Origin of the sequence: Vibrio sp. 10N.222.52.B12 (genome assembly GCF_002875385.1) — a bacterium.
Classification (GTDB): domain Bacteria; phylum Pseudomonadota; class Gammaproteobacteria; order Enterobacterales; family Vibrionaceae; genus Vibrio; species Vibrio jasicida.
In genome coordinates this window covers 1-18448 of sequence record NZ_MDAW01000137.1, presented here as the reverse complement: position 1 = coordinate 18448, position 18448 = coordinate 1, and the positions used below count along the sequence as shown (strand labels likewise).

At 45.3% G+C, this 18448-nt stretch carries 17 protein-coding genes and 1 pseudogene; 13 read left to right on the top strand and 5 right to left on the bottom strand.

Features of this window, described 5'->3' with window-relative positions:
• The first annotated feature begins 28 nt into the window (after positions 1 to 28).
• The 3 genes from BCT11_RS19220 to ribB are packed head-to-tail and all read left to right on the top strand — an operon-like array spanning position 29 to position 2584.
• Positions 29 to 1162 carry a long-chain fatty acid--CoA ligase gene (locus BCT11_RS19220; RefSeq protein WP_102389006.1) on the top strand — a complete coding sequence of 378 codons (1134 nt, stop codon included), beginning with the start codon at positions 29 to 31 and terminating at the stop codon, positions 1160 to 1162.
• 5 nt (positions 1163 to 1167) lie between these two features.
• Positions 1168 to 1869 carry an NAD(P)H-flavin reductase gene (fre, locus tag BCT11_RS19215; protein ID WP_038873089.1) on the top strand — a complete coding sequence of 234 codons (702 nt, stop codon included), beginning with the start codon at positions 1168 to 1170 and terminating at the stop codon, positions 1867 to 1869.
• Between the two features lie 22 nt (positions 1870 to 1891).
• Positions 1892 to 2584, top strand: coding sequence for a 3,4-dihydroxy-2-butanone-4-phosphate synthase (ribB, locus tag BCT11_RS19210; protein ID WP_102389005.1), 693 nt, complete (start codon positions 1892 to 1894; stop codon positions 2582 to 2584).
• A gap of 136 nt (positions 2585 to 2720) precedes the next feature.
• On the opposite strand, the gene moeB is transcribed toward ribB, so the two are convergent.
• Together moeB and moeA are read right to left on the bottom strand one after the other, a co-directional pair.
• Positions 2721 to 3470, bottom strand: a complete 750-nt coding sequence (gene moeB, locus BCT11_RS19205; protein ID WP_102389004.1) for a molybdopterin-synthase adenylyltransferase MoeB — start codon at positions 3468 to 3470, stop codon at positions 2721 to 2723.
• Between the two features lie 9 nt (positions 3471 to 3479).
• Entirely contained in the window at positions 3480 to 4715 is a 1236-nt protein-coding gene (moeA, locus tag BCT11_RS19200; protein WP_038875352.1) for a molybdopterin molybdotransferase MoeA, read from the bottom strand.
• Positions 4716 to 5001: 286 nt separating this feature from the next.
• Between moeA and folE the strand changes: the two genes are divergently transcribed.
• Positions 5002 to 5655: a GTP cyclohydrolase I FolE gene (folE, locus tag BCT11_RS19195; protein WP_005373478.1), complete on the top strand. Its 654-nt coding sequence runs from the start codon at positions 5002 to 5004 to the stop codon at positions 5653 to 5655.
• Positions 5656 to 5932: 277 nt separating this feature from the next.
• A complete protein-coding gene (locus BCT11_RS19185; protein WP_102389003.1) occupies positions 5933 to 7174 on the top strand; it encodes an NRAMP family divalent metal transporter in 1242 nt (413 codons plus the stop codon).
• Between the two features lie 94 nt (positions 7175 to 7268).
• On the opposite strand, the gene BCT11_RS19180 is transcribed toward BCT11_RS19185, so the two are convergent.
• Together BCT11_RS19180 and clcA are read right to left on the bottom strand one after the other, a co-directional pair.
• On the bottom strand, positions 7269 to 8216 hold the full coding sequence (locus tag BCT11_RS19180; RefSeq protein ID WP_042600378.1) for a TDT family transporter: 948 nt from the start codon (positions 8214 to 8216) through the stop codon (positions 7269 to 7271).
• A 312-nt stretch (positions 8217 to 8528) separates the two neighbouring features.
• A complete protein-coding gene (gene clcA, locus BCT11_RS19175) occupies positions 8529 to 9935 on the bottom strand; it encodes a H(+)/Cl(-) exchange transporter ClcA (protein ID WP_038875343.1) in 1407 nt (468 codons plus the stop codon).
• Positions 9936 to 10721: 786 nt separating this feature from the next.
• Here clcA and BCT11_RS19170 point away from each other — a divergent pair.
• Positions 10722 to 11162, top strand: a complete 441-nt coding sequence (locus BCT11_RS19170) for a hypothetical protein (protein ID WP_133152154.1) — start codon at positions 10722 to 10724, stop codon at positions 11160 to 11162.
• Here the strand turns inward: BCT11_RS19170 and BCT11_RS19165 are convergent.
• Positions 11149 to 11556: a helix-turn-helix transcriptional regulator gene (locus tag BCT11_RS19165; RefSeq protein ID WP_102389001.1), complete on the bottom strand. Its 408-nt coding sequence runs from the start codon at positions 11554 to 11556 to the stop codon at positions 11149 to 11151. The genes BCT11_RS19170 and BCT11_RS19165 overlap by 14 nt on opposite strands.
• A 95-nt stretch (positions 11557 to 11651) precedes the next feature.
• On the opposite strand from BCT11_RS19165, the gene BCT11_RS19160 reads away from it, so the two are divergent.
• The 7 genes and pseudogenes from BCT11_RS19160 to BCT11_RS19130 all read left to right on the top strand — a co-directional run.
• A complete protein-coding gene (locus tag BCT11_RS19160) occupies positions 11652 to 12560 on the top strand; it encodes an aldo/keto reductase family oxidoreductase (protein ID WP_054755633.1) in 909 nt (302 codons plus the stop codon).
• A gap of 319 nt (positions 12561 to 12879) precedes the next feature.
• On the top strand, positions 12880 to 13884 hold the full coding sequence (locus BCT11_RS19155) for a response regulator (RefSeq protein WP_038873114.1): 1005 nt from the start codon (positions 12880 to 12882) through the stop codon (positions 13882 to 13884).
• Positions 13884 to 14324 (top strand): PAS domain-containing protein, encoded by a 441-nt coding sequence (locus BCT11_RS19150; RefSeq protein WP_038875327.1) that lies wholly within the window; start codon positions 13884 to 13886, stop codon positions 14322 to 14324. The genes BCT11_RS19155 and BCT11_RS19150 overlap by 1 nt, the downstream gene beginning before the upstream one ends.
• A gap of 90 nt (positions 14325 to 14414) precedes the next feature.
• Positions 14415 to 15950, top strand: coding sequence for an NAD(P)H-hydrate dehydratase (locus tag BCT11_RS19145; protein ID WP_102389000.1), 1536 nt, complete (start codon positions 14415 to 14417; stop codon positions 15948 to 15950).
• A 453-nt stretch (positions 15951 to 16403) separates the two neighbouring features.
• Positions 16404 to 17447, top strand: a complete 1044-nt coding sequence (locus tag BCT11_RS19140; RefSeq protein ID WP_005435637.1) for a GMP reductase — start codon at positions 16404 to 16406, stop codon at positions 17445 to 17447.
• A 336-nt stretch (positions 17448 to 17783) separates the two neighbouring features.
• Positions 17784 to 18221: a BspA family leucine-rich repeat surface protein gene (locus tag BCT11_RS19135; protein ID WP_038880842.1), complete on the top strand. Its 438-nt coding sequence runs from the start codon at positions 17784 to 17786 to the stop codon at positions 18219 to 18221.
• Positions 18222 to 18247: 26 nt separating this feature from the next.
• Positions 18248 to 18448, top strand: a pseudogene (locus tag BCT11_RS19130) (BspA family leucine-rich repeat surface protein); the annotation flags it as partial.

The following is an 18448-nucleotide window of genomic DNA, read 5'->3' as shown; positions in this document are numbered from 1 at the left end:
AATCGCGCTTATTTATATAGGCATTTATATGGACGTACTTTTAGCGGTCAAGCAGGAAAATATCGCGGCAAGCACAGAAATCGATGACTTGATTTTTATGGGTACACCGCAGCAGTGGTCTTTACAGCAACAAAAGCAATTGACTTCTCGCCTCGTCACAGAGGCGTACCGACATCATTACCAGAATAACGAGGAATATCGCCAATTTTGCCAATCATTAGGCGTGACAAGCGATATCTCTGACCTTAATGATATTCCCGTTTTCCCAACTTCAATTTTTAAACTAAGAACGTTGCTTACGATTGATGACACTGACGTTGAAAATCGATTCACAAGCAGTGGTACCAGTGGAATAAAAAGTGTGGTTGCTAGAGACCGACTGAGCATAGAGCGCCTGCTGGGTTCGGTCAATTTCGGTATGAACTATGTCGGTGACTGGTTCGATCATCAAATGGAACTGGTCAACTTAGGCCCTGACCGTTTTAACGCCAATAATATTTGGTTTAAATACGTGATGAGTTTGGTGGAGCTGCTCTATCCGACGGCTTTTACGGTGAACGAAGATGAAATCGATTTCGAAGCCACGTTAGCAAATATGGCGCGGATTAAAGAAAAGGGTAAGACAATCTGTCTTATTGGTCCTCCTTATTTTATCTACTTGCTTTGCCACTTCATGCGTGAACAAGGGCAGGATTTCAATGGTGGCAGTGAGCTCTATATTATTACCGGTGGGGGCTGGAAGAAGCACCAAGACCAATCACTCGACCGAGAGGCCTTTAATCAGCTTCTGCTAGACACTTTTGGCTTAGATAGCACGCAGCAGATCCGAGATACCTTCAACCAAGTGGAGCTAAATACCTGCTTTTTTGAAGACAACGAACATAAAAAGAGAGTGCCTCCTTGGGTGTTCGCTAGAGCGTTGAACCCTATTACGCTCAAACCCGTGCCTAATGGAGAGCCGGGCCTAATGAGTTATATGGATGCATCAGCGGTGAGCTACCCTTGTTTTTTGGTCACTGATGATATCGGAATTGTAAGAGAAGAGCAGGGTGACAGGCCTGGCACAACGGTTGAGATCGTCAGACGAGTTAATACGAGAGGGCTAAAGGGATGTGCACTTAGCCTGTCTCAAGCCATTACAGTGAAGGACGTGAAGGAATAAATGCCATGTTATGTACGATAGAAAAGATAGAACCACTGACTAGCTGTATCTTCCGTGTGGTTTTAAAACCGGACCAACCTTTTGATTTTAAAGCAGGCCAATACATTAACGTCAGCTTAAGCTTCGGCAGCCTGCCGTTTTCTATCGCCTCTTGCCCGTCTGAAGGTGGGTTTCTGGAACTTCATATTGGAGGCTCAGAACTGCGCAATAAGAATATTCTCGTAATGGAAGAGCTGACTAATGCTTGGTTCAGCGGTAAAAAGTTAGAAGTGAGTGAAGCAAGAGGCGAAGCTTGGCTGCGAAGCCAAAGTGTAAAACCACTGTTACTTGTGGCTGGTGGGACGGGCATGTCATACACGCTGAGCATTTTAAGAAACAGTCTGCAGCGCGGGTTTACCCAACCGATCTATGTCTATTGGGGAGCAAAGGACATGGACAATCTCTACGTGCATGATGAGCTCGTTGATATTGCGCTAGAAAACAAAAATGTTAGCTATGTCCCTATTACTGAAGTTTCAAATTCACCTCAATATGCAAAGCATGGACAAGTGCTCGATTGCGTGATGAATGATTTTCGCAATCTATCTGAGTTCGATATCTACTTATGTGGTCCCGGGAAAATGGTGGAAGTCGCTCGAAATTGGTTTTGTAAGGAAAGAGGCGCGGAACTCGACCAACTTTACGCTGACGCATTCGCTTACTTATAACAAGTTTCAAGGAGAAGAAATCATGAGTTCTACATCACTTTTAGAAGAGTTTGGTAATCCGCAGCAAAGAGTAGAAAGGGCGATTGAGGCATTGAAAAATGGAAACGGTGTTTTATTAATGGATGATGAGAACCGAGAAAACGAAGGTGACCTCATTTTTTCAGCGCAGCACCTTACTGATCAACAAATGGCGTTAATGATAAGAGAGTGCAGTGGTATTGTGTGTCTATGCTTAACTCAAGAACGAGCGAACTGGCTGGAATTGCCTCCTATGGTCGAAGATAACCGAAGTAAAAACCAAACAGCTTTTACGGTGTCTATTGAGGCGAAACAAGGTGTGACAACCGGTGTATCAGCAAAAGACCGTGTGACAACGGTAAAAACAGCGATCTACTTTGACGCTCAACCAGATGATCTTGCAAGGCCAGGGCACGTGTTTCCTTTGGTTGCCAAAACCAATGGTGTATTGACTCGTCGAGGCCATACTGAAGGGACGATTGACTTAATGTATCTTGCTAACCTTGTTCCATCCGGTGTGCTATGCGAACTGACCAACTCAGACGGCACTATGGCAAAGCTTCCTGAAACCATTGCTTTTGCAAAACGTCATGAGATGCCAGTTTTGACAATAGAAGACATTGTTGAATATCGGACTGGGATAGACCTACGAAATGAATATGAAAGCAGCCCAATGAATGAGGTGAGCTTAACGTAGTCAAATTTAATCCTTAACGCTCCTTTTGTTCAGTGCCTACGCTGACTTTTCCGCCCTTCCTCGGGCGGCTTTTTCGTTTTAGGGCGATAAAAATTAACCCGCAATGAGCGGGCTAATCAATGTTGTATTGAATGGTTTAGCTACATACAGGGCAGCTCGGCATTTTCATCAGATTCATTTCTCGCCAAGACATGCTGAGCGCATCCAAAATCAGAATTTTGCCTTTTTTTGGTTGGCCGTAATCAGCAATGACTTTAATTGTTTCCATCGCTTGAACGGCGCCAACAATACCCACAACAGGCGCCATGACTCCGGCTTCGACACAACTTAACGCACCGCTGCCGAAGAGGGCACTTAAGCACTGGTAACATGGTTGTGCTGGATCATCGTAAGTAAACACACTCACTTGGCCTTCCATACGAATGGCCGCGCCTGAAATTAGCGGTGTTTTGGTAGCAAAACATAGGCGATTAAGTTGATTACGCGTCTCGACGTTATCTGATGCATCGACAACAATAGTGTGCTGCTTAATCAGGCTCTCTAACGCTGTATCATCAAGGCGTTTTGCAATGGTATCTACGATAATGTGCGGGTTAAGCTCACGTAGTGCATCGGCCGCCGAGTCTACCTTCTTACGACCAATATCCGCATCGTGGTGCAGCACTTGGCGCTGAAGGTTAGACAGCTCGACGATATCATCATCAATCAGTGTGATTTTACCGACACCAGCAGTCGCCAAATATTGGCTTGATGCGCAACCTAAACCCCCAGCACCAAGCATCAATACTGATGATTGTTTGAGTGCTTCTTGTCCATCAAAATCAAACTGACGAAGAATGATTTGGCGGTTGTAACGCAGCATTTCCTGATCGGAAAGAATATCCACAACGTCTTCCTAGTAAAGGGTTGAGTTGAATAGTTGAATCTGAACCGTTTCGCCCACTTCAACTCGGCCGCGTTCACGTTCCAACACAACAAAACAGTTGGCTAGGCTCATTGAGCGGAATGCGCCAGAGCTTTGGTTGCCCGTTGTTTCAACCACAAACTTGCCATCTTCCAGCGTGTAGATACCGCGTTGGTAATCGGTGCGACCAGGCGCTTTCTTAAAGGCGGTTTTGGTTGTTGCCGGAATAGACTCGGGTGCTTTCCATTCTGTATGGCCTGCAAGTTTTGCCAGCATTGGTTGAACAAGCACATACATGGTGAGTACGGCAGAAACCGGGTTGCCCGGCAGGCCACAGAACCAAGCTGTACTTAGCTTACCAAATGCGAAAGGTTTACCCGGCTTGATTGCTAGCTTCCAGAAACCAATTTCCCCAAGTTCTTCAAGAATGTCTTTGGTGTAATCCGCTTCGCCGACGCTAACACCACCAGAGGTAACAACGACATCAGCCAACGTTTGCGCTTGTTCAAAGGTTGCTTTTAGAGTCTCTGGGCAATCTGGAATGATGCCAAGATCAACGGCTTCACAACCGAAGTTCTCGATAAGCGGTTTAATACCGTAGCGGTTGCTGTCGTAGATTTGACCTTCGTCTAGCGGTTCGCCCAGTGGTTTAAGTTCATCACCAGTAGAGAAGAAAGCAACTTTTGGCTTACGTACTACTGTTATATGGCTAACACCAAGAGACGCAATCATCGGAATATCGCGAGGTGTTAAACGCGCACCTTTTGCCAATACGATGTCGCCTTGCTTGATGTCGTCACCTGTTGGGCGGATGTTGTTTTGCGGCTTCACGTCAGTTTGGTTGAACTGAATGCCAGCATCCGTTATTTCTGTGTTTTCTTGCATGATAACGGCATCACAACCCTGTGGGATTTTTGCGCCAGTCATGATGCGAACACAGGTACCTTGAGGCCATTCACCTTCAAAAGGTTGTCCTGCAAATGATTTACCTGCCAGAGGCAATACGGAAGACGACTCAAGATCTTGAATGCGAATAGCGTAGCCATCCATTGCTGAGTTATCGAATGGCGGTACGTGAATAGGTGACAAGATGTCTTCTGCCAGTACAAAACCGAGTGCTTCAGCAAGTGGAAGAGAAAGCGTTGTTTGGATAGGTTTAATTCGCGATAGCATTTTGTCCATCGCGTCTTCAATTGGCATCAAGCCAGGTGCGTCGCAGCAGCCCATTGAGAAAATCCTGTGTTCTTTTGTTTTGTGGCAACTTTACCATAAAAAGGGGACTGAGTAAGAATGTCCACCTATAAAATATGGGTGTAATTATTCAAAAATCCGAGTATCCTTGTCAGCCATCCAAAAGGGGTAAAATCCTTGTGGAGGTCAATAAAATCAGCTCAGTAACTTCATTTGATGTGCCTTGGTGTAAAGACACGAACTGAGCAGCTCAAAGCGAAAAATATGAATGCAATTTTGATTGGGTTTGTATGAAAGCGGAAGTAACAAAAGAGGAAGTGGAATGTCAGGTCTTAGCGAGTCAGCGAAGTTAGTAAAAGAAGCGCTAGAGCAACGCGGTTTGGAAACGCCAATGCGTCCAAACAACGTAAGTCGTGAAGAGAAGAAAGAGAAGATCGAACACCACATGCGTGAGATCTTAGGTCTGCTTCAACTTGACCTTACCGACGATAGCCTAGAAGAAACCCCACACCGCATTGCTAAGATGTACGTTGACGAAATCTTCTCCGGTCTGGATTACTCCAACTTTCCTAAAATCACGGTGATTGAGAACAAGATGAACGTGAGCGAGATGGTTCGCGTGAAGGACATCACAGTGACCAGTACTTGTGAACACCACCTTGTGACCATTGATGGCAAGGCTGCAGTGGCTTACATTCCACGTGGCAAGATCATTGGCCTATCAAAGATCAACCGTATCGTTCGCTTCTTTGCGCAGCGTCCACAAGTACAAGAGCGTATGACACAGCAGATTCTTGTTGCACTTCAAACGTTGCTTGAGTCTGATGATGTGGCAGTGACGATTGACGCAACACACTACTGTGTGAAATCTCGCGGTGTGATGGATGCAACCAGCGAAACGACGACAACAGCATTGGGTGGCATCTTCAAAAGCAACCCAGCAACGCGTGCCGAGTTTCTGCACGGTTTACGCTAAGTAACCAAGCACTATTCTAAGAGGATGGCAAACGCCATCCTTTTTTGTATCTGTCTGAAATGAATAATGATTTGAGAATGAAAACGACAAAAATCATTTATCGATTTCTGTGTTGACAGTCACATGCGATAGACTTAATATCCGCGCCCAGCAAACGGTTGCGAAGGCTTCACTTCTCTTTTCGTTCTGCCCAATTTGATTCTTCAAGCTCAGCTGATCTCGGTCAGTTGTCTTTCTGTTTTCTAATAATAGAAAGGCAACAAAATTGAGATTTGGCATGACCACACAAACCACCATCAACTCGACTGCTCCAGCTTCTATTCAAGCATCGGAGAACAGTTGGCAAAAGAAAGCAATTCTTAGTGTCGCGTTTTTAATGGCGACCACGTCTGTTGGACCTGGCTTTTTAACCCAAACAGCGGTCTTCACCAATATCTACAAAATCGACATGGCATTCCCTGTGTTTGCATCCATGTTTATCACTTTTGGTATTGTGATGAACTTATGGCGCATCGTAGGTGTGTCTGGTATGCGCATTCAAGACATTGCCAACAAAGTAGCACCGGGTATGGGCTACGTGGTGGGCATTCTTCTGGCACTTGGCGCGGTTGCATTTAACTTCGGTAACGTAAGTGGCTCTGCGCTCGGTATTAACGTACTGACGGGGGTGGATACAACTTGGGGTGCTCTCTTCACAGGCGTAGTTGGTTGTTTGCTGTTTGTGGTGCACAACGCTTCTAAGCGCATGGACCAAATGGCACGCTACCTTGGCTTGTTTATGATCATCTTAATTGCGTACGTTGCGATGACCAGTTTACCGCCAATGGGGGAGACCTTGAGCGCAGCAATAATGCCTACTGATGTTGGCAGCCTGCTATTACCGACGCTAACGATCGTTGGTGGCGCAGTAGGTGGCTATTACACAGGCGCACAGCGTTTGGTTGATATCGGCTTGCAAGGTAAAGAGAACGTACCCGTTATCAAGACGGCAGCTTGGGCCGGTATTTCAATTGCCGTGGTAATTCGCATCCTATTGTTTATGGCAGTGTTCGGTGTGATTGCAACAGGCGCGACTTTGGATTCTGCAAACCCAGCCGCAGACGCGTTTCGTCAAGGCGCGGGAGAGGTCGGTTACTTTATTTTTGGTTTGGTGTTGTTTGTTGCTTCGATTACCTCAGTTGTGGGCAACTCGTACATGGCGATTTCCCTTATCAAAACACTCTTCCCAGTTGTGGCTCGCAACGAGAAAGCGTGGTGTGTCGGTTTCATTATCATCACATCGCTTGGCACTGTGACGATGAACATGCCGATTCTGCTGCTAATGCTGGCTGGCCTTGTTAACAGTATTATCCTGCCAATCGTATTGGGTATAGTGCTGGTGGCGACACGCAGAAAAGACATCGTAGGTGACTACAAACACCCAGCCTACTTAACGCTGACGGGCGTTGCAATTGTCGTGGTGATGGCGGCATCAAGCATGACCAATATCAGCAACTTTATGGCCAAGTTTATAGGCTAACTCAATGCATCAGCTAATGTGCATCGAGTAATGTTTATCGGGATATGAGCTTGCTAAGAACAAAAGAAAACGACCTCGCAATGAGGTCGTTTTTTTATGTCTGTTTTGAAGGCGTTCTTACCAGTTCTGGCCAGTACATTTTTACATAACCAGCAGAAACCCAAACGACAAGCACAGTGGCAATGCTTAACTCTAGGAATCCAAAATCGTGCAACCAATGCCAATGGGGATGAGACTCAGCAAAAAAAGTGGTGAGACGATGCATCGCAATAGCACTAATAACGGAAGGGAAGGTCACGGCCGCAATAGACGGTTGGAATTTAAGACGCAATAAACGGAAGTAACACAAGTAAATCAACAATGTCATCGTAATAGCGATGCCAGCCAATGCGCCAGTTAGGATAGGGTCTGGACTTCCGAAGTTAACCAAATAAGCCGCAAGAGATAAGTTGACTGGTGCGGCCATGATCGCAAGGGTTGGACGTGCTCTACGGGGGAGAGAGCCAAAGAAAACAAGGCGATACAACACTAATGGCAGCATAAAGAAGTAAATGCCAATACACATCATTGCCAAGGTTTCAGAAAAGACATTGTGACCAAACTGAGACCCCGCAAGTGAAGAACTGATCAACCCCACCGGATATAAGAACCAACTCGGGACGATATTCGACATTTTGAAGTTCATTATCTGAAAACCGAAGAACATTACCATCATGGTAAAATGCAACGCAACGGCCATGAACCACAGTGGGTAAGCAATAATCGGTTCGACGGCAGCGAGATAGTCGCACAGCATCAACAATGCCATGCTCATTGGCGCCATCAAACTGCCGCTAAGAGGATGCTTGATGTCTGCCATAAACAAACGTGGGCTGGTTGCGTATTTCAATAGAACCGGAGTGAGAAGAAGCGCGCCTAGTGCAGCGAGGAAAGGGCGTATAGGTTCACCGATATCTGGTACATAGAGCGCCCAAGCTTGGCCAAGTCCGATCATGCCCAGTGCTAATGCCGCTTGTGAGGGCGGAACACTGTAAAACTGCACAAGTCTTTTCCAGTTCAAATCTACTCCGAATTGATATTGTATGAATCCAGTGAATGGATGTTGTCCTAGGACTATCCGATATTTGGATGAATTGCTCTATTTCTGTTCGAAGATAGTATCAAGTTTCACGCATCGATACCCTTAAATGTGCTGGGTAAATATCAACGAATGGGAGTTTTGTGAGTTTGGTAGCGAAATGAGTTCGAGAGTTGCAAAAACGCAAAATTACTGACTCCAAATGAATCTTCTATATGAAAGATTATTTGGAGCCTTTATACCCAAGCACCTTGCCGTCAATTGGGGGATGTAACGTTAGCCCTGATTTTCAGGTAGGTCCTGTTGGCGTAACTTGTCATTTTTAAGCGTACGATGTAGTAACTGGCTGTAAATTGGTTGTCCGCCAAGTAATTGAGCCACAATTACGGCACCTAAGCTTGTAATAATGAGAGGCAGGATCAAATAGTAGTTATTAGTCATCTCGATAACGAGCAAGATACCAGTGATTGGTGCACGTACAGTTGCTGCAAACAACGCACCCATACCAGCAATAGCAAACACCCCCGGCTCGATAGTGAGAGACGGCAACAACATATCTGCACTTGCCCCAAACGCATAGCCGAATAAAGTACCTAAAGCCAACATCGGTGCGAAGATACCACCAGGCGCGCCAGAACCAAAACAAAGTAGGGTGGTGATGACACGGCCAACAAACAACATTACTAAAATAGAGATAGAGTAGTTGCCATTCGTGATATCAGGGATTAACCCAATACCGCCGCCGGTTAATTGAGGTACGTAAAGCAGTAATAAGCCAAATACGCCGCCGAGGATGGTCCCCGTGATTAAGTAGCGTTTACGGTCATTCTTGTGAAGTGCAACAAAGCTGTCTTGTGCAATGGTGATCAGTTTATTGAAGACCACTCCAAACACGCCAAAGAGCGAACCCAGTAATAAGAACAACCATAATGATTGCAGCTCTGGTGATTGATACTGCGGCATGGTAATCACCGCTTCTTGGCCATTAATCGCCCGGAAGACAATGTTCGCCATGATCGCAGAGATGATCACTGCGCGAATAGAAATTAATGAGTAGCGAAATTGAGGACGCATTTCCTCAACCACAAACATAATACCAGCCAACGGTGCGTTGAACGCTGCGGCCAAGCCGCCTGCCGCTCCGGATGCTAAAAGCGAGTGTCGAGTATCGTCATCCTTAATTCTGAAAATGTCAGTGACCATACGGCCAACCGCACCGCCCATCTGCACGGTAGGACCTTCGCGGCCTAACACCATACCTGAGCCTAAAGCACCCATGCCGCCAAAGAATTTTACGGGAATGACTCGCCACCAACGCACGGGGCGAATATTGTCCATCGCGCCTTCAATCTCAGGGATGCCTGAGCCGGAGGCTTCTGGGGCAAAGCGGTGTACAAGGTAGTAACCAATGAAAGCGAGCGTTGCACTGATCAAAATAGCGGCAAGCCAAAGCGGTAACACGCTGCCAATTTCACTTTTAAGCCACTCGGTACGAGTCTCTGATACAAAGTGAACGGCGATTTCAAAATAAGTACCAACAAGGCCGGCTAACGTGCCAACGACTGCAGCCATAACGAGAACGGAGAATGATGTTGGCGTTGACCCTCGAGAGACAAACTGGTTAATCGCATCTTTCGGTACGTGCGCTAACACAGATTTAACAATTCTCTCGCGTTTGGTCATTAACAGATTCTCCTGAAAATAAAGTTGGAAGGGACGAAAGAAATTATACGCTGACGAGAGTCTAGACCTAATCAATAAAGATGCAATTTAGCTTTCCACTATTGAGCGGTTCAAGTCTCCTTTGTCCAAATATTGATAAATATTGTGCTATTGATCCCATATATGACGACATTTTTTTATTGGGTCGCCTTGTTTTCTGAGCAAAATGAACCATGCTTTAAGTGTAAAGCAACATGACTGCTTCAGAAGGAGGGATGTGAGGTTTTACACACAATTTGGATGGATTCAAACCCTACAGAAATTCCTCGTTATTTGTTCGGGATGCATCAATAGACTTCCCGATTCGCATACTCACGATTGAGTCACGAGGCAGAGGCGCACGCAAAAGTGCGCCTTTTTAATGCCTGCTACTAAATTTCTGTATTGTCTAAAAATACAGTATGGAGTGTTGATTAATGTAAAGGGTGTGATATCTTGTATTTTGTAATGGTTCTCAGCGTGAGGGATTACGCTATTCAGGCTTTATACAAGATTGATGCGGGCTAGAAGGTCCGCTTTTTTGTTGCCAAACTTCGACCTCTGACCTTGTCATTTTTCTTTCAAACCGTAATGATCTTCGAGTCTCAACCTCACTGAAGAACAGAAAACTCAATCATGTCGCGTCTTTCCTTATCTGCTGTCACTTGCTTTTCACTCATTGTTTTTTTCCACACTCATGTTTCATTTGCGAACGGCTTTTGGTGGCAGGCATTGTTGTCCGATAAGCCGTTGACAGAGGTAAGAGAAGTGATAAAGCAAGGTGGTGAATGGTATGAATGTGATGCCTTCAATCAAATGACGGTCATGTGTTTAGATGAGTTTTATTATTACAATATAGCGCTTTATGGTGAGCTAACCTTAAGAAATCAGAGCATGACTTTATCGTTTTTAGCGGCATATGACGCGCAAACGTTGAGTGATCTTATTCTGAATTTGAGAAAAGACGGTTTTGTGGTAAGTGCGCTTGATATAGGGGACGAGCATTATGATGTACGTGAAGCACTACAACAGCAATCGCCTGAATCGGTAGATAGGGACGTCGTATTGCTTATGAATCAATATCCTCAAGACGCACCTAGAACACTCGATTGGCTACGGGCTCAAGAATTTGAAGCATCGTTGCCAAAAGTTAAGGCTAATTTAACGAGTGATGGTGAGATGCTAGAGTTAACCATCACTCGCCTTTAGATTCATTATGTAGGGCAAGAAAGGTCGCCATCGCGGATTCATCCAAAAAACCATCTGACTTTTTGTGTGCTCGTAGGTACTGATAACCCGCTACCAGCTTACGGTGCTTGGCTTCTTCCTCTTCTGATATCGTTTCATTCATCACGTGTTGGAAGGCTAGTTTATAGGCCTCCATGTCTACTACTTCCGCTTGACGGTATAAATAGCCGCACCCTGTGGCTAACCATTCCAATGAACAGTTGGCTCGCATGGCGATTTGATTCGCTTTGGCTAAGCTTGGTTCACTGCCTTTCAGATATTTCCGAATCATCGCCTCAGAAACATCGACGCGTCGAGCAAAACCACTGATGCTCTCTTCGCCAATTAAAGTCGCTAATCGTTGGGCAAAAGACATAATTCGTACTCCAGTTCGAATTGCGAAAGTTTACCCGTTGAGCCCACGGTAAAACAAGACTAGGATGAAAGCAGATTAAGAAAAGGAGAAAACCCATGGTTGCAAAAGTAGTGACTGCACCAAACGGTCCAGAGTTTTCTGAACTGGTTCAAGGATATTGGCGTGCAGTAGATTGGGGCATGACGGCTCAAGAGCGTCTGTCATTCCTAAAGCAACATATTGAGTTAGGTATTACCACCGTCGATCACGCAGATATCTATGGTAATTACGAATGTGAAGCGTTGTTTGGCGAAGCTCTAGCATTAGAAAAAAGTGTTCGTCAGCAAATTCAAATAGTCACTAAGTGTGATATCAACTTGTGTGGTGACAAAACGCCAGAGCGTAAGATCAACCACTACGACACAAGTGCGGCGCACATTTATCAATCGGTGAATAATTCGCTTGAGCGACTAAAAGTGGATGAAATTGATGTCCTGTTGATTCACCGTCCCGACGTATTGATGGATGCAGACGAAGTCGCAGAAGCATTCACTGAGCTACATAAAGTCGGTAAAGTGAAGCACTTTGGTGTGTCTAACTTTTCGCCTCGTCAATTCGAACTATTGCAATCGCGTTTAGGTAAGCCTCTTGTGACTAACCAAGTGGAAATTAACCCGCTTAACTTCGAGGTTGCTCACGATGGCACACTCGACCAAATGCAAGCACTTCGTACTCGTCCAATGGCTTGGTCATGCTTAGGCGGCGGCGCTATCTTTACCGGCGACAGCGAACAAGCCGTTCGTATTCGTAACGAGCTGGAAGCCATTCGTGAAGAAGTCGGTGCAAATAGCATCGACGAAGTGATCTACGCTTGGATTCGTCGCTTACCATCAAAACCGATGCCAATCATTGGCTCAGGTAAGATTGAGCGTGTACAAGCAGCGGTGAATGCGCTCGACATTGAATTGACTCGTGAGCAGTGGTATCGAGTTTGGGTTGCATCAAAAGGTCACGGTGTGCCATAGAAAGCACACTTCAAAGCGATACAAATGAACTATTGGCAGGGCACTCTAACATAGGGTGCCTTTTTCATTTTCGGTTTGAGTGATTTTGCTCTAGGTAGCGCAACCCTTTGCGTATCAAGGGCTGTAGAAGTTTTAATCACTCATGTTTTATGTCACTAAATGTGCCGTGAATTTAGGAATAGTTGCTTTCTCAGGTTCACTCATCTATTCATATTGCGTATGCTTACCCAGTAAACAAAAAACGACAACTCTTTGTCTGTATCGCACGAACAATCTGATAGACTCCTGCGCAGATTGTTGAATATTTAAAGGTGGTTGAATGTCTTTTCCTGTACTCATCTGTGATGACTCAGCGTTAGCACGCAAACAGATGGCAAGATCACTGCCAGCAACATTAAATGCAGACGTGACATTTGCCATTCACGGTAAAAACGCGCTTGAAGAACTCGCGCAAAAAGAATTCAAACTGATGTTTCTAGATTTGACCATGCCAGAGATGGATGGGTTTGAAACATTAGAAAATATGAAGCGCCTTGGCATCCAGACGCCCGTCGTCGTTGTGTCTGGTGATATCCAACCAAAAGCGAAAGAGCGTGTATTCGCGCTTGGTGCTAAAGCGTTTATTCAAAAGCCAATTGGAAAAGATGAGCTTAAGGCGACGTTAAGAGAGCTTGTCGAACCTGATCAACGCCCTCAGGTGATCACTCCTATCACGCTTGAGCTGCCGATTTTACGTCGCCGCGATATTTATATGGAAGTGGCGAACGTTTCTATTGGCCGGGCAGCGGATGCCCTAGCACGTCATTTCGATGTGTTTGTTCAACTTCCATTACCGAACGTAAACATCTTCGAAGTCAGCGAGCTTCACATGGCTTTACGTGATTTGGCATCACAAGACAACGTCTCTGGTGTGTGCCAAGGTTTTTGTGGTGAAGGGATCGCGGGTGAAGCTCTCGTACTCTTGAGTGACTCCAGTGTTTCTGATCTTAAGAAACTGATGAAGGTGCCAGCAGACAGTGAAGAGTTAGAAGAGCTCGAACTGTTGATGGATATCTCCAACATTCTGGTTGGTTCTTTCTTGAATGGTTTAGGCGAGCAATCTGAAGTCCGATTTTTCCAAAGTCCTCCAGTTTTGCTCGGCCAGCATATCTCGATTGACTCTATTATCGAATCAACCACGGGCGCGTTCAGTCGTACCATGACCTTTGAAGTGAGCTACAACATCGAAGGCACTTCAATTCGTTGTGATCTTCTGTTTATGTTCGTGGATGAATCATTACCGTTGCTGGATAACAAACTGTCGTACTTGATGGAGGACTTCTAATGCTGAATCTACCTGCAGAATTTGAACAATTCCATTGGATGGTCGACATGGTGCAGAATGTCGATATGGGCTTGGTCGTTATAGATAAAGAATATAACGTGCAAGTGTGGAACGGGTTTATGACTCATCACAGTGGTTTACAATCACACGAGGCGATTGGCCGCTCTATCTTCGATATTTTCCCTGAAATCCCACAAGAGTGGTTTAAGCTTAAGACGAAACCTGTCTACGATTTGGGTTGTCGCAGTTTTATTACTTGGCGTCAGCGTCCGTATTTGTTCCGATGTCGCAACGTTCGTCCTGTCACTCAACAGGCCGAGTTTATGTACCAAAACGTGACGCTAAATCCAATGCGTACCCCAACAGGGAAAATCAATTCGTTGTTCCTGTCGATTCAAGATGCGACCGCAGAAGCCTTGATGGTGAAAGACCAAAAGTAAGCTTGAAAAAATAAGCATGGTAAAAGCCGAGGTTCGCCTCGGCTTTTTTGTATACTTAAATCGTGTTCCCCCAATACGTAGAAGATCAAAATGGACTTTAATCTCGCTCTTAAACTCTACACTGCAGAACAAGTCAGAAAAGGAGAGGTCATCGCAGCTCAAATGGTGGGCGTCTCTATGTATAGCCTGATGCAACGCGCAGGTATGGCAGTATATGAACGATTTCTTCATTTGTACCCCAGAGCAAGAACAGTCTTGGTTGTTTGTGGTAAAGGCAACAACGGGGGCGATGGCTATGTCTTTGCTACATTGGCAAAACAAGCACAGCTCAAAGTACGAGTATTTCAATTCGATAATGTTACAGCCTTAAAAGGCGATGCCTTAAGAGCGTTTGAAGACTGGCAGACGGTTGATGGTGAAATCAGCAGTTGGGATGATTGGCACACCGCGTTATTGGAAGCCGATGTGATTATAGACGCCATGTTAGGAACGGGGTTAAATGGAGAAGTGAGACACGAATATCGTCGTTATATCGATCAGATAAACCAAATCCACTGTCCAGTCATCTCCATCGATATTCCTTCTGGTTTAAGTGCGGACACCGGTGCTGTGCTCGGAGACGCCATACAAGCGGATCATACGGTGACCTTTATTGGTGTGAAGCAAGGCTTATGCACAGGGCAGGCGAGAGACTACGTTGGTGAGCTGCATTTTTCTGGCTTGGGTGTAAACGTTGAGTTTGAGTCGATTGAAGAAGAAAGTGCGTTGGGCATTGACCATCAAATCATCAAAAGGCTATTACCAAAAAGAAAAGCCACAGCCCACAAAGGGAATAATGGCAAGCTCTTATGTATAGGCGGCAATCAAGGGATGTCCGGTGCTATTCGTTTATGTGCCTCCGCCGCGGTAAGAACAGGGGCTGGGTTAACCGCCTCTGTCACACATCCAAGCTCATTGTTGCCACTGCAAGTTGGTGTGCCAGAAGTCATGAGTCAGGCTATTACTTTTGATGAGTTAAAAGAGGCAGATAACGAACTGATTAAACGGACACGTTGGGCGGATGTCTTGGCTTTCGGTCCTGGTTTCGGTGAGGATGAATGGGCGCATCAAGCCTATCAATACTTATCTCAGCAGCACAAACTGAAAGTCGTTGATGCAGACGGACTCAATATTCTCGCGATGCTGAATCAGCGTAACGACGTAGTGGTTTTACGAGATGAGCAACGCGTGATGACGCCACACCCCGGAGAGGCAGCACGTTTACTCAATGTCTCTACAAAGGACATAGAGCAAGACCGTTTTGCCGCCGCAAGACAACTTCATGAACGTTATGGTGGTGTTGTTGTTCTTAAAGGGGCGGGTACGCTTATCTATGATGGTGTGAGAATGTACATTTGTCTTGCCGGAAATCCGGGAATGGCCAGTGGCGGTATGGGGGATGTGTTATCCGGTGTAATTGCCGCACTGCTTGCCAAAGGGTTACCTATTGCTGTTGCTGCACGTTTGGGAGTGATGCTCCATAGTCACGCTGCGGACATTAATGTTCAACAAAAAGGCGAAATTGGGTTATTAGCAAGTGATGTTATTGAATCACTTCGATGCGCTATAAACGTCACAGAGAGCTAGTGCGTGCGTGATACACTCAAAAAAGTGGCAGAAAAGTGATGTGAAACGTGAAAAAAATTAGAAAATTATTCTTGTACGAACCGACTAATAAGTATCGTTTGGTGTAATTTTGACCGTTTATGAGAGGTTGAACGGTAAAATCCCCGTTGTTTAACGCAAAGGTTTGCGCAAAGGATTAAATGAAGGGCGGTTTTAACTGTTTGATATTGTTAACAAAGTTATGATTTTGGAGAGTGGTGGGGTGTTTTTTATATGCGATTTCCAAGATGGTATCACAAAAAAAAATCAAATATCAGACTTGTAGGAAATAAATCACGACCTATAATGCTGAAAACCGGAGCGTCTGCCAACGCTCCGGTTTTTTTGTGTCCGAAGAACAGTGAACTCGTCTGCCAACGACTTCACTACGCACTCTGAGATGACACATATACATATGAATCAAGGAATTACACAATGCGTATCGAACAAGAACTTAAGTTAGGTTTCAAAGATGTACTGTTTCGCCCGAAACGTTCAACCCTTAAAAGCCGTTCTCAAGTAAATTTAACCCGCGATTTTACATTCAAGCACAGTGGCCGTCAATGGTCTGGTGTACCTGTAATTGCGGCGAACATGGATTCGGTTGGTAGCTTCGCAATGGCGAAGGCACTAGCAGAGCATGGTGTAATGACCGCTGTTCACAAGCACTACACAGTAGAAGACTGGGCAGAGTTTGCGAAAACAGCTGACAAAACAACGCTAAACAACGTAATGGTGTCTACTGGTACGTCTGATGCAGACTTCCAAAAAACCAAAGACATCATGGCGATCTCTGATGAGTTTATCTTCATCTGTATCGATATCGCGAACGGTTACTCAGAGCACCTAGTCGAGTACGTACAACGTGTACGTGCTGCATTCCCAGATAAAGTTATCTCTGCAGGTAACGTAGTGACTGGCGACATGTGTGAAGAGCTAATCCTAGCGGGCGCAGACATCGTTAAAGTGGGTATCGGCCCAGGCTCTGTATGTACTACACGTGTTAAAACAGGTGTTGGTTACCCTCAACTTTCTGCAATCATCGAATGTGGTGACGCTGCACACGGCCTTGGCGGCATGATCATTGGTGACGGTGGCTGTTCATGTGCGGGAGACGTTGCAAAAGCATTCGGCGGCGGCGCTGACTTCGTAATGCTAGGAGGTATGCTAGCAGGTCACGAAGAGTCAGGCGGCGAAGTGATCGAACAAGACGGCAAGCAGTTCATGAAATTCTATGGAATGTCGTCGAAGAGCGCGATGGACAAGCACTCTGGTGGTGTTGCAGGCTACCGAGCAGCTGAAGGTAAAACCGTACTTCTACCATTCCGTGGCAGCGTTCACGGTACTATCCAAGACATCCTTGGCGGTGTTCGCTCAACATGTACTTACGTAGGTGCAGCTAAGCTTAAAGAGTTAACTAAGCGTACTACGTTCATCCGCGTACAAGAGCAAGAAAACAACGTATTCGGCAAAGAATAAGTTTTTGCTTAAATAGAAATAGATAGATTAAGAGCCGCAGTTTGCGGCTCTTTTTTTTGCTCTAGAAAACGAAATACCTAATACGTGTACTGATACGGTGAATAGTCGTTAATTAAGTAAAGGTTGGAAAATGCACTGATGATATTCAGCACAATTATCGGAATATCTCACAAAGCGCTCTCTTTATAATGAATTATGTTATTACTGTGAGGTATTTATTGGGCTAGGGAATGCATTTTTACTGATTTAGTTAATTTAAAGCCTCTATTAGTGAAACTGACAAAAGTGCTTTTTATATGATCGAGATTCGTTTTATAAGACACGGATATCTTAATCATGAAGTTACGTTCGATTATTTCCGCCTGCGCGCTACTAAGTTGTAGCCAAACCTTTGCCAGTGAACCAGAAACGGTGACTTGCGAATCAAACAAACCAGGAACCGTGATGGTTCAAGAAGACGAATTGTTTGTGGTCGTAAATGACACGCTAATCCGCAATTCAGACTACTGGCAAAACTTTTTGGATGGCAACATCCTACTCTGCACCAGCCATGTGACGGACATGAGCGACCTGTTCGCTAAAGACCAATACTTCAATCAAGACATCAGCCGCTGGGATACTTCCCATGTTACCAACATGGATCGCATGTTCTCCGGCGCCAAGCGCTTTGACCAAGACTTAACCTACTGGAACGTCAAGCGCGTCTCTCGTCATAACGACTTCGCCAAAGGCAGTGGCCTGTCTGAAGATAACCTTCCAACCTTTACGCAATAACGTCTATTCAACCCTAGGAAAATACAATGAAAAGAACCATTACTTCTCTTCTAGTAGGCGCAGCTGCGCTTGCCAGCCAAACTGCATTTGCTGCTGATATCTCAGTAAAATGTTCCGACCAAGCCGTTAACTCCGTGATGATTGAAAACGGGCAAGTTTATGTAGTAGTGGACAATGCTCTAATCCAAGACAACACGATGTTAGATAGGCTTTGTTGCGTAAATCGG